11 protein-coding genes are annotated in these 13,787 nt (G+C 58.3%); 8 read left to right on the forward strand and 3 right to left on the reverse strand.

Annotation, left to right across the window (positions count from 1 at the left end; genetic code table 11):
- Window positions 1-10: 10 nt before the first annotated feature.
- Window positions 11-2,008 (reverse strand): BamA/TamA family outer membrane protein, encoded by a 1,998-nt coding sequence (locus IPK32_13615; protein ID MBK8092986.1) that lies wholly within the window; start codon window positions 2,006-2,008, stop codon window positions 11-13.
- 560 nt (window positions 2,009-2,568) lie between these two features.
- Between IPK32_13615 and IPK32_13620 the strand changes: the two genes are divergently transcribed.
- Both IPK32_13620 and IPK32_13625 read left to right on the forward strand, forming a co-directional pair.
- Window positions 2,569-3,510, forward strand: a complete 942-nt coding sequence (locus IPK32_13620) for a pyruvate ferredoxin oxidoreductase (protein MBK8092987.1) — start codon at window positions 2,569-2,571, stop codon at window positions 3,508-3,510.
- Between the two features lie 84 nt (window positions 3,511-3,594).
- Window positions 3,595-4,350, forward strand: coding sequence for an RDD family protein (locus IPK32_13625; GenBank protein MBK8092988.1), 756 nt, complete (start codon window positions 3,595-3,597; stop codon window positions 4,348-4,350).
- Between the two features lie 65 nt (window positions 4,351-4,415).
- Here IPK32_13625 and IPK32_13630 read toward each other — a convergent pair whose 3' ends face one another.
- Together IPK32_13630 and IPK32_13635 are read right to left on the reverse strand one after the other, a co-directional pair.
- Entirely contained in the window at window positions 4,416-5,852 is a 1,437-nt protein-coding gene (locus tag IPK32_13630) for a Gfo/Idh/MocA family oxidoreductase (protein MBK8092989.1), read from the reverse strand.
- Window positions 5,853-5,935: 83 nt separating this feature from the next.
- Entirely contained in the window at window positions 5,936-7,138 is a 1,203-nt protein-coding gene (locus IPK32_13635; GenBank protein ID MBK8092990.1) for a hypothetical protein, read from the reverse strand.
- An 89-nt stretch (window positions 7,139-7,227) separates the two neighbouring features.
- Between IPK32_13635 and IPK32_13640 the strand changes: the two genes are divergently transcribed.
- The 6 genes from IPK32_13640 (at window position 7,228) to IPK32_13665 (ending at window position 13,785) form a co-directional block, all read left to right on the forward strand.
- A complete protein-coding gene (locus IPK32_13640) occupies window positions 7,228-8,163 on the forward strand; it encodes a DUF1080 domain-containing protein (GenBank protein ID MBK8092991.1) in 936 nt (311 codons plus the stop codon).
- 226 nt (window positions 8,164-8,389) lie between these two features.
- Window positions 8,390-8,767, forward strand: coding sequence for a DUF1963 domain-containing protein (locus IPK32_13645; protein MBK8092992.1), 378 nt, complete (start codon window positions 8,390-8,392; stop codon window positions 8,765-8,767).
- Between the two features lie 25 nt (window positions 8,768-8,792).
- On the forward strand, window positions 8,793-9,302 hold the full coding sequence (locus tag IPK32_13650; GenBank protein MBK8092993.1) for a DUF1963 domain-containing protein: 510 nt from the start codon (window positions 8,793-8,795) through the stop codon (window positions 9,300-9,302).
- 34 nt (window positions 9,303-9,336) lie between these two features.
- Window positions 9,337-9,807 carry a tryptophan-rich sensory protein gene (locus tag IPK32_13655; protein MBK8092994.1) on the forward strand — a complete coding sequence of 157 codons (471 nt, stop codon included), beginning with the start codon at window positions 9,337-9,339 and terminating at the stop codon, window positions 9,805-9,807.
- Window positions 9,808-9,865: 58 nt separating this feature from the next.
- Window positions 9,866-10,513: a FadR family transcriptional regulator gene (locus IPK32_13660; GenBank protein MBK8092995.1), complete on the forward strand. Its 648-nt coding sequence runs from the start codon at window positions 9,866-9,868 to the stop codon at window positions 10,511-10,513.
- Complete coding sequence (locus IPK32_13665) at window positions 10,510-13,785, forward strand: DUF1553 domain-containing protein (protein MBK8092996.1); 3,276 nt, start codon at window positions 10,510-10,512, stop codon at window positions 13,783-13,785. Before IPK32_13660 ends, IPK32_13665 begins: the two co-directional genes overlap by 4 nt.
- Window positions 13,786-13,787: the final 2 nt, after the last annotated feature.

Below are 13,787 nucleotides of genomic sequence, written 5' to 3' on the forward strand. Positions count from 1 at the left end.
CAATGCAGGTCTAGAACGCAAAACCCACGGTCACGTGCAGCATCCCGCCGCGCTCGCCTGTGCGTGGGCTCATGTTATGCCCATAATCGACTCGGATCGGGCCAAAAGGCAGATGATAGCGCAGCCCGGCACCCACCGCGTAGCGCAGATCCGATGAGTAGGCGAAGGGTGACGCATTCACCCCACGTCCTAGGCTGCCTACATCCGTAAAAAGGGCGAGCTCCAAGTTTTGAATGAGCTCATAGGAGAACTCGGCACTCGCAAACAGCGCCGATGTGCCCCCTAGCGGTGTGCCGCCCGGTGTCACCGGCCCCAGCTCACGCTGCGCAAAGCTGCGCACACTATTGGGCCCACCATTGAAGACACGGGCATCGATCGGCACATCCTCCGCCTTCACACCGAGGAGATTCGAGAGCTCAAAACCTGTCGCAAAGCGCAATTTTTTCGTCAGGGGCCGATACCACGCCGCGCGGATGTCTGAGCGCAAAAAGCTCACATTCCCGCCGAGCAGGCTCACGGTGCTCTCTAGCCGTCCAGACACCATCCAGCCTTTTGTCGGCAAAATAGGGCTATCACGCTGATCATAGAGGATATTCGCCCCCAGACTCTCCAGCGTGTAACTCTGCGGCCCAGTCTCCAGTTTCGTCAGATTCTTGGTGCTCACCGTATTGACCGATGAACTCAAAAAGAAGCCGTAACTCAGCGGCACACTCACCCGTCGCACCAGATCAAAACCCAGCGTCGTCCCTAGCCGATCATACTCGAAGCGATTGAACTGCTCCAACGCGAGACGTGAAGTCAGCGCCCACTGCGAGCCAAACACAGCCGGATTCGTGTGACTCACAAAACCCAGCGGCCCCGCCACGCTGTAACTCAGCTCTGCGGCCAAGGTATTGCCCTTGTTGCGGAAATTCGTGTTCTTGTAGGTTACGCCAGCCTGACCACCCAGGAAGGTATCAAAGCCCGCCTCAAAGCCCAGTGTGTGCGGCTTTGTCTCCTCGCCCGTGACATGCAGCTCGCCCTGTGATTTCGCCGCATCCACCGCCACGACTTCCGTGTCCAATAGCGCAAACATCCCTGTATCCAGCGCACGCTTGAAAAAGAAATCCGCATCTTCCGCTTCATAAATTTGCCCTTGGAGCGGCTTAAACTTCGCCATCAGCACCCGAGCCGCTCCACGGCTGAAGCCCGGATGCGTCACCACCCGCGTGATGCGCACACGCTCACTTGGAGTCACCAGAAAGAGCACATCCACCGCACCGCCTGCCTTTGACAATGTGTAGCGTGCCTCTGTGGTGGCATTTAGCCAACCATGATCAGCACACATCGACCGCAGGCGCTGCTCGATCTGCTGCACACGGGCCTCATTAAAGGCTGTCCCCTCCTGCTCCGTCATCAGTGCCTGCATCTCGGACTCCAGCTCCAACGGGGCACCACTCAGCGAAGCCTTTCCAAAGGTGAAACGCGGCCCCGGCGTCACCTGCACGGTCAAATCACGGCGAAACTGCGCATCATGATCCGGTGCGGGCAGTAGCAGCGCCGTCGCATTCAGATAGCCCTCCGCACGCAGACGCCGCGCTACCAATCCTGCCCCCTCCTGGAGATCACCATCCACCCACTGCGGCAGTTTCGCGTCCACGCTCTCCCGCTCCAGCGTCGGCTTCATCACGAATTTCCGCAATTCCTCCTCCGGCACCTCCTTAGCCCCCTGCACCCGCACTTCACCCACCCGCACACGCGGGCCAGTCTTCACCACCAGCACAATCGCACTCTTTTGCAGCTTCCAGCTCACCTCCACCTCCGGCCAACCATCTCGTATCAAAAACTGCCGCGTAAAAAACGCCAAATCATCCGCCAAAGGCTCCGCCACAGCCCCACCACCATTCAGCGTGAGCTGATCCTTCAACATCCCTTCCAAATTCTTCCACTGAGCCGCTTCGATTCCACTCACACTCACCACCACGCCACCGTGCTTCACTTCAAATGCACCCAGTGAAACAATCATCATCAACCAAAAGATCCCTACCCGAACCAGCGTCCATCCTTCCGTTTTCAGGTTAGTATTATCGTGCGTTAAGACCACGCTCAAAGTAGGAGCCAGTTTAGAATCCTCCGCAACGGCATTCATCAAACCTCCGCCAACGGTAAACGGCCGCGATTCCTCTAATTCTTAGCTCTCACAGAGAGTAACCATCCTCCTCGCCCCATTTTGTGGCCAATGGGTCCATTGAATGAGCCATTTGGGCGGCAGACAGGCAGTTGGACTGGTTTTTGACATCGCTCATCCTGCCGATTGACCTCCTGATTCATCTCCATTAAAAAGCCTTATTCGCTCATTCATGCCCTCCTCGGCCACTAGATCGCTCCATTCTGCCCGCCGCGCCTCCGCCGCACCGGGAGCGAGCGCTGTCTTTAGGCTAGAAATACCTTCCGGTGCTGTTTTTTTGCTACCCTTGGAGGCCAACGGATTTTCAAGCTGCCTGCTCATTTCCCCGTAACTTGGACAAATAGCGTTTGTCCAAATTGCGTTTGTAATGCCTTTTTCACCACCAACCAAATACCTAACTCATGTCCGCTACCACTCTGGAGCCCCCCGCCGCCCTCACCTCTGCCCCTGACGCCCCAGTTGCTCCGGCTGTCGAAAAACTCACGAAAAAGGCTCTCACGGCTGATCATCCGACTTGGTGCCCCGGCTGCGGCGATTTCGCCGTGCTCGCCATGTTTTACCGCGTGCTGGAGAAGCTGAACATCCCGCAGGAGAAAATCGTGGTGGTCGCAGGCATTGGTTGCTCCTCGCGTTTCCCCTATTTCATGAACACGCACAGCCTGCACTTCATCCATGGCCGTGCCCTGCCCCTCGCGACGGGTGTCAGTCTGAGCCGCCCGGATGTGCATGTCTTCGTCTTTGGCGGTGACGGTGACGGTTTCTCCATCGGTGGTAATCACCTGAACCACGCCGCCCGCAAAAACATCAAGCTCCCCTACATCACCATGGATAACTTCGTGTACGGCCTCACGAAGAACCAGACCAGCCCGACGACGCCCATTGGCCGCAAATCGAAGACTGATCCCACTGGCGCGATCGACCGCCCGATCAATCCGATGAAGCAGCTCCTCGCCAGCGGTGCCACCTTCATCGCTCGCACCCACGCTGCGCAGGTGAAGCACATGGAGGAAATCTTCACCCGTGCCATCAATCACGACGGCTTCAGCGTCGTCGAGTGCCTCAGTGAGTGCGTCATGTTCTACCCCGGCGCTTTCGACGATAGCTGGCCGAAAAAAGGCGGTTCCTGGGAAACCATCGACGAAACGCAGCACGACGTGACAGACGACGTCGCCGCCTTCAAACTCGCTGACAACCTCGCTCCTGGAAAATTCGGTGTCTATTACCAGGTCAACCGCCCGACCAAGAATGCCCTCGAGCAAAAATGGATCGACGACACGCAATCGAAGCTCGGTGATGCATCCCAAAAAGATCTTCTGAAAAAGCGCTTTGAGGCGATGCGGTAAGCATTGTCAAAAAGTCTGCCTTTTCGAGCCCTCCACATGCTTTTCTTTCTTGAGAACCGCCTCTGCGGCGCGAGGTAGGCGTGTATGAAATATCATGTCGCCCGTGATGGTGAAAAAATCGGAGAATTCAGTGATCTCGACATCAGCGCAGGTCTGCGTGCTGGCGAGTTCAAGCCGACGGACATCTGCTGGCATGCAGGGCTAAAGGAGTGGTCACCTCTCTCCGTGGAGTTCCCGCCTCCAGAGCAGCCTGTGCAGCCGGAAAGGAGCAGTGCTACGCCACCGCCAGTCGAGGGTGATTTCCGCTGGAGTGCTCTCGATGATGGGGCGGAGGGCTCTCTCCAGCCCGCATCGCTCTGGCAGCGTTTCCTCGGCTGGTGGGTGGATATGCTCACAATACTGCCTGCGATGTTGCTTTTCTCCAATGCGCTGGGCCTCCAGGCCTTTTTTGAGAAAAACCAGCTTTTGCCACAGAATCAGCTCATTGTCGCGACACAGGAGCACATGCAAAAAGTCATCGAAGCACGCCCTCAGGACTTCGTGATGCCGATGAATCTATTGTTAGGCGTCGGGCTCCTGAACGTGATTTTACTCACTTGGCGTGGCCAGACGGTGGGAAAGCTGATCACGGGGACGCGTGTGGTGAAGCATCAAACGGGTGGTCGTGCCGGATTCATCAGCGTCGTCATGCTGCGTTCCTTTGTCATGCTAGTCCTGACGCAGACGATCCCAGGCGTCGGGCTCGGTATCTGGCTTGTGGATGCGTTCTGCATCTTCCGCACAGATCGCCGCTGCCTCCACGATATGATCGCTGACACGATGGTGGTGCGTAGCCGGTAAAAAAATCCGGCGGCATGATTTGCTCATGCCGCCGGTGAACTCAGTTTCGTGAGTGTGAGCGTGGTTTAGATGCTCGCAGCGCTGTATTCCCAGCCCTGACGGACGGCAGCACGCTGGATGAGCTTGTTGGCGTCGGCGTTGTCGGTTTGCTGCGTAGCGCTGTCCCAGTTAATGACTTTGCCCGGATTGGCGATGGCGAGATTGCCAAAGAGGCAGAGCTTGGTGAGGGGCACGCTGTAATCGAAGTTGCTGCCAGCGATCTTGTTTTGCTCGATGGCGCGGACGAGTTCGAGCTGCGGCTTATCGGGAGCGAGAGCGCGGTCGAGGGTTTTCGGGGTCTCCTTGGCGAATTTGACCAGTTTTTCGCGGTTACCGACGACTTCGAGGTTACCACAGTAGTCGTGGGCGCTGAGGACGGTGTCTTCGTCACCGACGACCATGAAACCGCCAATCATTTTATTGTAATCGCGGCCCTCTTCGAGCTTGGCAGGGCGGGCGGGCTTCATGGGCACGTCGCCATTTTTGCCTTCATACCAGTGCAGCTTGATCTCGCCATATTTGGCATGCTTGAAGGAGCAGATGACGTGGGACCAGGCGGGCCAGCTATGCTCTGTGAGCTCGCCGACTTCGGCTTCGAGCTTATACGGCTCGCCGAGCTCGCAGGCCCAGAAGGGACCGTCCATGATGTGACAGCCCATGTCGCCCATGGCTCCAGCACCGAATTCACGGTGTCCGCGCCACGCTAAAGGATGCAGTCCTGGGACGTAGGGCATATCTGGGGACTGAGCGAGCCAGTTGGTCCAGCTTACGTGCGCCGGGGCCTGACCGATTGCTTCGGCGGCAGCGTTGGCTTCTTCCTTGCGGCGCGGTTTGGGAGCTGTTTTGCCTGTGTAGATGTCTAGCGCGGCATTTCCCTGCGGCCAGATGGGACGGTTGGTCCAAACGTGAATTTCTTTCACGTTGCCGACGATGCCTGCATTCATCCACTCTTTGAATTGGCGAATAGACTCGCCGGAATGGCCCTGGTTGCCCATGTTGGTCTTCACGCCTTTCTTTTTGGCGGCTTCATGGAGCTGATTGGCCTCCCAGATGCGGTTCACGAGGGGCTTTTGCACGCAGACATGCTTGCCGCGTTTGATGGCCTCCATCGCTGCCGGATAATGGGCATGGTCAGGGGTGGAGACAGTCACCATATCGATCTGGTCGCCCATGGTATCGAACATCTCACGGAAGCTCTGGAACATCTTCGCCCCTGGATACTTCTTCTGCGCATCCGCGAGGCGGTTGCTGTCGATGTCGCAGATCGCGACGACGTTTGCGCCTTCAGCCGCGATGGCGATGTCACTCGCGCCTTTGCCGCCCGCGCCGCCGATGCCTGCGACGTTGAGTTTTTTGACGCCACCTTCCTGACCGAGCAGGAGGTGTGGGAAGAAAATACCGCCAGTGGCGGCTGCGGTGCCACGGAGGAAGGCGCGGCGATTGGGGAAGAGTGTGGGCTTCATAGTTGGATTGGGGGCCGCAAAGATAGCGGCGATGCGTCCATGAACGCAACTTCAAAGCTGGTTCCTACGGCTTTCTGTGCTTCTCACTGCTGCCTGGCCACCATCAGGCTCGTGCGAGAGGGCTCAAATAGATACCCGATGCCAAAATCCAGCGCCTGTGCCCCTGGCTGACCACTGCGATACGCCTCGATCAGGTCTGGCTGCTGGCTGTTCGGGAAAATATCCAGCGTGCCCTGGTAGTTCCCATAGAGCCGGATCTGCCGTCCTGCTTTGAGTAGGGATGCATAAGGCACCCCCGTCGGGTCCTGCACGATGGCACCACAGCTCTGGAGTAAAAAATCACGGATGCGTGAAAATGACCCCTCATGCATCAGATACGACGCACTCTTTGTAAACACCGGCACTCGGCCAAAGCGTGACACAAAGCTCAAGAACGGAGCCCCCAGCCCACCATCCGACAAATCCTGCCTGAAGTAAAAAAGGTGCTTCGTGCCACCCCAGCCCGTGCGGCAGCGGATCAGCAGACCCGTGTGGCCAGATGAGCCTGCCATCACCGCATTTCCCCCCGCATCTAGCTGCACGGTATCCACCGATTCGATTCGCAGACCCGCCCTTGCCAAAAAGACCATCATCACTGGCAGCACGCCTTTGAACCGCGTCGCCTGTAGATCGCTACGCATGTCCTTCGTGATAAAATAACTGAACTGCATGCTCGTTTGCAGCGTGCTGCGTAGCTGCGCTAGGCCCTCCTGCACATCCGCCGCAGTCAGGGCCGCCAGCTCAGGCATCGGCTCTGCTCCCTCTAGTCCACACAGCACATAGCTCTCTGCATGCGGGAAAAACGCGTTCGCAAAAAGAAAATCCGGCCCGCTGAAGGGATAGAATACCGTCCCTGCATCCCGCAAATCTCCGATCTCTCTGGCAGCCCAGCGCTGGATCGGATCGCGGTGCAGCTGCACATGCGTCTGCCACATCATGTCCATCCGCTGCCGGTGCTGCTGCCAGATCGGTGAGCGGCGGATACCTGCTAGCTGATCGAGCCCCTCCGCATCCATCCCCGCCAGCATGCGAGCCACATCATTGAGCGTCGTCGAGTGCGCCGGCACATTCATCGACGCCGCACCATTATATAAGGGCTCCGCGCCATCCGCAGGCAGCGCACGCTGCACCTCCGGCATGGATTCATCATAGACCACCTCCGCCTTCGGCGGCGGCGGCAGTGCACACCCCGTGAGCCATAGCGTGGCAGCTAGAACTGAAAAACCGTGAAAAAGAGCCGCTTTCATGCGCCGCCCATCCTATCCCCCCCCGCAGAAGCACAACCCGAAACTTGAAACTTGGAACCCCTCCACCGCCGTTTATGCACTCCCGCTCCATGAAATCACTGCCGCACCTCTTTTGTCTCCTCGCCCTCACCCACCCTGCCCTCGCCGAAGGCGGCTTCTACGGTGATCCCCCGGATGCCACCCACCCCTGGGCCATCCATGACATGAATCGCCCACAGCCCCCGCGTGTCGAGCCCGGTGAAAACAGCGCCCCACCCTCCGACGCCGTCATCCTCTTCTCCGGCAAGCCAGAGGAAATCAGCAAATGGAAATCGGACAAGCCCACTGGCGAGCCCACCAAGTGGGAAGTCGTGGACGGCGTGCTCCAATGCGTGCCCGGCAGCGGCTACATCCGCAGCGTCGAAGAATTCGCCGACTGCCAGCTCCACATCGAGTGGTCAGCCCCCTCCAAAGTCGAAGGCAACAGCCAAGGCCGCGGCAACAGCGGCGTCTTCCTCATGGGTCAGGTCGAGGTGCAGGTGCTCGATAATCACAACAACCCCACCTACCCCGACGGCTTCGCCAGCAGCATCTACGGCATCAATCCGCCCGCCGCCAATCCCCTGCGTGCTCCCGGCCAGTGGCAGAGCTACGACATCGTCTTCCGCCGCCCCATCTTCAAAGACGGCCAGCAGATCGACCCCGGCTACATCACCGTCTTCGTCAATGGCGTCCTCACCCAGGACCACACCCCGCTCGAAGGCGGCGGCGGCCACAAAGGCCGCAGCAAGCCACGCGCCTTCCCTGAAAAAGGACCGCTCAAAATCCAGGACCACGGCAATCCCGTGCGCTTCCGCAACATCTGGTATCGCCCACTGCCAAAGCGGGCCATCGAAGGCGGCGAGATACTCCAAGATGAGCGAGGAAGCCACCGCCAAAAAGCGTGCCGAAATCGCCAAAACCATCCGCGAAGACGCCGCAAAGCTGCAAGGCAACGCCAAAGCCCTCCGCCTCCTCGAATCCCTCTGCTACGAAGCCAACGCTGACGCCGAGAAAGCCTCTCTCGCCACACTCACAGCCTTCGCAGCCGAAGCAAAAACCGCAGACGCCACCAAGCAGGAAAAGCAAAAAGGCGAAATCATGAACGTCGCCAAAGCCCTCCGCTACATGACCCACTTCAAGCTCCTCCCCGCCGATACCTCCGCCAAAGCTGACCTCGAAGCCGTCATCCAAGCACGCGATTGGGAAAAGAAGAAGTGAGAAGGTATCCCCATGGACTTTCTCGTTCTAACCTTTCTCGCGTTGTTTCTTATCATCACAGGTACTCTTTTGCAGAACTGGTGGCGAAGGAAGAATGGCTTACTTGATCCAGACGAGGAGCCGCCTGTGGTGATGGCGGATCTCAAGCGATGCATGGATTCTCTCTCCAAACCCGCCATGCTGATCCGTAAGACCTCGGAAACCACATCATCATGGCTCGGCGGCTGCCCTCCTGAGCACGATAGCTTTGTGTGGCCTCGCTGCGGAGGGCGTCCTTTAACCTTCTTGGCCTGTTTGGATTTGTCCGAGACTGGAGTCGTTACGGATTGGCTACCTCCATCCGGCAGGCTGCTGTTTTTTTATGATGTAGAGGAGATGCCAGGGGCTTGATCCAAAAGATAGAGACAGTTTTCGAGTGCTTTACATTCCAGCTTCGGCCGCCAGACAAAATTCATTTGCGGCAAAACCGGAGGATATAAGTGACCAGACATGCTTAAAAAAGCATCATGTGAACTTTGTAAAGGCTCATACTTACCCTAGCATTTTCACAGAGGAGGTGGCCCGGCTAAATTTGCACAGCAAACAGTCTGATGCCTGGATTGATCAATCCTCAGCCATTTACATGAGCCACCCGCATCATCAACTGGGAGGTTGGCCGGACGCAGTGCAATCGCCTGAAATGGACAAGGAGTGCCAGCTCGCCTCCAACGGAGTGTATGTGGGCAATGAGGAGGGATATAAGTGCGAGAAGGCGCAAAAACTTATGGCTGGGGCCGCCGAATGGAGCCTGCTCCTCCAATTCGACAGTGATGAAGAACTCGACATCATGTGGGGAGACTGCGGAATGGTTTATTTCTGGGTGAAACGCGAACAGGCGAAATTGGGAGACTTTAGCGGCGCTTGGCTTGTGTTTCAATGTTGCTGATACCATCCTTTACCACATCCTGCGGTGCCAAGTCATGAAAACTCCTTCTGCCGCCGCAAGCTTCGCTGTCCTCTGCGGATTCATCCTCCTCACCTTCCTCGCACCCGCAGCGGGTGCTTTCACACCGCCAGGTGAATGGTATCAATCACTCGCGAAACCCACTTGGAATCCGCCCTCTTGGCTCTTCGGCCCGGTCTGGACCGCCCTCTATCTCATGATGGCCATCGCCGCATGGACAGTGTGGCGGCGAGTCGGCTGGGGCCGTGAAATGATGCTCTACATCGTCCAGCTCGCCCTCAATGCCGCCTGGACACCCCTATTCTTTGGTGCCCATCAAATCGGTGCTGCCCTCCTCGTCATCATCAGCCTGTGGATCGCCATTTTCATCACCCAGCGGGCATTCGGCGCGGTATCACGCCCCGCAGGCCTCCTCCTCCTGCCCTACCTCGCCTGGGTCAGCTTTGCCACCGTGCTGAATTTCACGCTCTGGCGGCTCAATAGCTGAAAAACGCGTTAAAAGCGGCCTCCTCGCCCGTATGAGAAATTGGTCTGACCAATTTCCCATGTCCGTCTCTCTCGTCGAAACCGTCTCACGCCGCATCATCGGCCTCGCCCGCACCAATCGTCGCCTGCCGACGGAGCGGGACATGTCGGCCAAATTTGGCGTCAGCCGTAGCGTCATCCGCGAGGCCGCAAAACGACTCGAACTCCAGGGCCTGCTCGAAATCCGCCAAGGCAGCGGCATGACCGTCGTGGACAAGCTCCACAAGCCGCTCAACGGCGCACTCAGCCTCCTCGTGCCAAATGAAGCCCAACGCATCGCTCAACTCATCGAGGTGCGCCTTGCACTAGAACCAGAAAACGCCCTACACGCCGCCGAGCGTGCTACCACAGCCGATTTAAAGGCCCTCACCGACTGCCATCTCCGCTTTGAAGCAGCCGCCACTTTTGAAGAACAGGTCCAAGCCGACATGACCTTTCACTGCCTCCTCGCAGAGGCCAGTGGCAACCGCATCGCCGCACTGCTCATTCAAAGCCTCTCCGAGCTGCTACAAACGAGCCTCAAACGCGGCTACAGCCGCGTCACCAAGGAACTAGCGGTCTCTGACCACGCCAAAATCCTCCGCGCCATCCTCGCCCGCCGCCCCGCTACTGCCGCCAAGGCCATGCGCACCCACCTCGAACACGCCCGCACCGATCTCGGTTTATGAGACTTCTCTTATTCGCCCTATCCGCCCCATCCGTCCTATTCTCCCAGGACTTCGATCGCGAAATCCGCCCCCTCCTCCAAGAGCGCTGCGTCGAGTGCCACGGCCCCGAAAAGCAAAAAGCAGACCTGCGCCTCGATGCGCGAATCCACGCCTTCAAAGGCGGCGAGAGCGGCCCTGCCATCATCGCAGGCAAAACCAGCGCATCTCCACTCTTCAAACACATCACCGCCACCGGCGATGAACGCATGCCACCGAAAGGCGAGCCCCTCACGGCTGATCAAATCGCCAAAATCAAAGCCTGGATCGACTCCGGCGCCATCTGGCCCGAAAACGCTGCGGACAAAGCCGCCGCTCAAGACCCACGCCTCACACAGTGGGCGTATCAGCCAATTCCTGATTCTGGATTCATGATTCCTGATTCGGTGAACCCCATCGACTACTTCATAACCAAAAGGCTCGCCGAAAAGGGCCTGGCACTCTCACCTCTGGCTGATCCGCACACCCTGGTCCGCCGTCTTCACCTCATCGTCACCGGGCTGCCTCCAAACTCTGAGCAAATCAGGAATCAGGAATCTAAAATCAGGAATTCTCCCGTTTCGCTCATCGACTCTCTTTTATCCTCCCGCCACTACGGCGAGAAATGGGCCCGCCACTGGCTGGATGTCGTGCGTTTCGCTGACTCGAACGGCTTTGAGACCAACCACGAGCGCCCGAATGCCTGGCGCTACCGCAACTACGTCATCGACGCCTTCAACTCTGACAAACCCTACGACCGCTTCATGTTCGAGCAGATCGCTGGCGACACCTGTGACGCAGATGTCGCCACCGGCTTCATCGTCGGTGGTCCGTATGATCGTGTGAAGGGCCAGGACAAAAATTTGCAGCTCATGCAGCGTGCCGACGAGCTCTCCGACATGGTCAACACCACTGGCACGACCTTCCTCGCCACGACGATGATCTGCGCGAAGTGCCACAACCACAAATTTGATCCCGTCCTGCAAACCGACTTCTACTCCATGCAGGCTGTCTTTTCCGGCGTGCAGCATGGCGAGCGCCCGATCAAGTCACCGGAATACGCCGCTCAGGAGAAAAAGGCCGCTGCAATCCGCGCCAAGCTCGCACCGCTCCTCACCAAACTTGCTGAATATCAGCCAAAAGCCCTGCTAGGCCGCCGCCTGACACTCAGTGAGGAAGAAGCGGCGTTTTTGAAGACACCGAAAGGCGTCAAACCCACCGAATACGACACCGGCACCGCCCAGGGCGAGCTGAACGACCCCGGCGATGCACACCGCTTCCCCAACATCGGCGAGAGCTACCGCTACTTCGTCGAGGAGCCCGGCACTGACTGCGTGGCGTGGACACCGAAACGCAGCGGCAAACATCGCATCTGGGTGAGCTGGGGCGTTTGGACCACGCATGCACCGGACGCCCGCTTCATTCTCGAAACCAACGGCAAACAAACCGAAATCGGCACCATCAACCAACGCCAGTTCGCCGATGGCACACCGGCCATCGCCAGCAAAAAACGCTGGAGCAGCTTCAAAAGCCTCGGCGAGCACGAACTGGCCGCCGATAGCCGCATCCTGCTCCGCATGGGCCCGACAAGTGCTCCGATGGCCGCAGACATCCTCCTCCTCGAAGAACTGCCCGCGCCTTCCGAAAAGCTCCATATCCGCCCACCCGTCACTCACACCGCCAACACGGATCTTTTCACTCCCACGACCGCGAAACACCTCCGCTTCGTCATTGAGGACAGCTATAGCAACAACGCCTGCATCGACGAACTCGAGATTTTCGGCCCCAACGGCGAAAACCTCGCGTTGAAGGCCAAAACGACCTCCAGCGGCGATTACGGCCCCTCGCCGATTCATAAGCTCGCACACATCAACGACGGCCATTACGGCAACAGTCGCAGTTGGATCGCCAAAGAAACAAAAGGCTGGGTAAAGTTCGATTTTGACCGTGCGCATGAAATCAACCGCGTCGTCTGGAGTCGCGATCGCAGCACCAGCGGCAAGGTTTATGAAGATCGCCTCGCCACCGCGTATCGCATCGAGGTCTCTGACGATGCCAAGACCTGGAAAACCGTCGCCAGCCACGCGGATCGCCTCAGTGCCCGCTTTAACAAAAAGGTCAAAGCCATCCCATCCGCGTCGCACGCCCCCGCCGACCTCATCACAAAAGTCGATGCACTGCAAAAAGAGCTGCAAAGCTTCACCGAGCCGCCCATGGCCTACGCAGGCACCTTCAAGCAGCCAGAGCCCACGCATCGTCTGCATCGCGGCGATCACATGAACCCGCGGGAAGTCGTCGCACCGGATGCGCTCTCGCTTTTCCATCCCACTCTTGGCAGCTTCCATCTCGCGCCCGACGCCCCGGAGCAGCAGCGCCGCCTCGCCTTCGCCAAATGGCTCTCCGATCCACGCAATCCACTGCCCGCCCGCGTCATGGTGAACCGCATCTGGCATTACATCTTCGGCACCGGCCTCGTCGCCACGCCCAGCGATTTTGGCCACATGGGCTTCAAACCCACGCATCCCGAACTCCTCGACTGGCTCGCCAATGAGTTCATCAAGAGCGGCTGGAGCGTAAAGCACATTCAGAGACTCATTCTGACATCGAAGACGTTTCAGCAAGCGAGCACGCTCAATACTTCCATTCCTGATTCTAGAATCCTGAATCCTGATTCACTTCCACGCGCCGCTGCTGAACAACTCAGGAATCAGGAATCAGGAATCAGGAATGATGCGACCAACACCCTCCTCTGGCGCTTCTCCCCTCGTCGTCTCGACTCCGAAATCATCCGTGACAGCATCCTCGCCGTCACCGGCAGCCTCGATCTCACGCCCGGCGGCCCTGGCTTCATGCTCTACGAGCCCAATGCCAACTACGCCCGCAACTGGATCGCCGAAACGGGCGACTTCGAGCGCGAGGACTACCGCCGCATGATCTACGCCCTCAAACTCCGCATGGAGCCCGACGCCATCTTCGCCGCCTTCGACGCCCCCGATGGCGGCCAAGTCTGCCCCAGCCGCCCCCGCAGCACCACGCCGCTCCAAGCGCTCAATCTCTACAACAGCCAGTTCGTCCTCGACCAAGCCACCAAACTCGCCGCCAAAGCCCAAAACGTCACCACCGCCTACCAACTCGTCTATCAACGCCAACCCACAAAAGACGAACTCACCGCCGCCGAGTCCTTCGTCAAAGAAGAAGGCCTCCAAGCCTTCTGCCGCGCTCTTCTGAACTCGAACGAGTTTCTCTTCCTGGAATAGAT

It is taken from the genome of Verrucomicrobiaceae bacterium (assembly GCA_016713035.1).
Classification (GTDB): Bacteria; Verrucomicrobiota; Verrucomicrobiia; order Verrucomicrobiales; family Verrucomicrobiaceae; genus Prosthecobacter.

Bases quoted from the DNA above. Each gene is read 5' to 3' on its own strand.
- IPK32_13640 (MBK8092991.1), top strand. From the start codon at position 7,228: ATGAAATCACTGCCGCACCTCTTTTGTCTCCTCGCCCTCACCCACCCT.
- IPK32_13645 (MBK8092992.1), top strand. From the start codon at position 8,390: ATGGACTTTCTCGTTCTAACCTTTCTCGCGTTGTTTCTTATCATCACA.
- IPK32_13655 (MBK8092994.1), top strand. From the start codon at position 9,337: ATGAAAACTCCTTCTGCCGCCGCAAGCTTCGCTGTCCTCTGCGGATTC.
- IPK32_13665 (MBK8092996.1), top strand. From the start codon at position 10,510: ATGAGACTTCTCTTATTCGCCCTATCCGCCCCATCCGTCCTATTCTCC.
- IPK32_13620 (MBK8092987.1), top strand. From the start codon at position 2,569: ATGTCCGCTACCACTCTGGAGCCCCCCGCCGCCCTCACCTCTGCCCCT.
- IPK32_13660 (MBK8092995.1), top strand. From the start codon at position 9,866: ATGTCCGTCTCTCTCGTCGAAACCGTCTCACGCCGCATCATCGGCCTC.
- IPK32_13630 (MBK8092989.1), bottom strand. From the start codon at position 5,852: ATGAAGCCCACACTCTTCCCCAATCGCCGCGCCTTCCTCCGTGGCACC.
- IPK32_13625 (MBK8092988.1), top strand. From the start codon at position 3,595: ATGAAATATCATGTCGCCCGTGATGGTGAAAAAATCGGAGAATTCAGT.
- IPK32_13615 (MBK8092986.1), bottom strand. From the start codon at position 2,008: ATGATGATTGTTTCACTGGGTGCATTTGAAGTGAAGCACGGTGGCGTG.
- IPK32_13635 (MBK8092990.1), bottom strand. From the start codon at position 7,138: ATGAAAGCGGCTCTTTTTCACGGTTTTTCAGTTCTAGCTGCCACGCTA.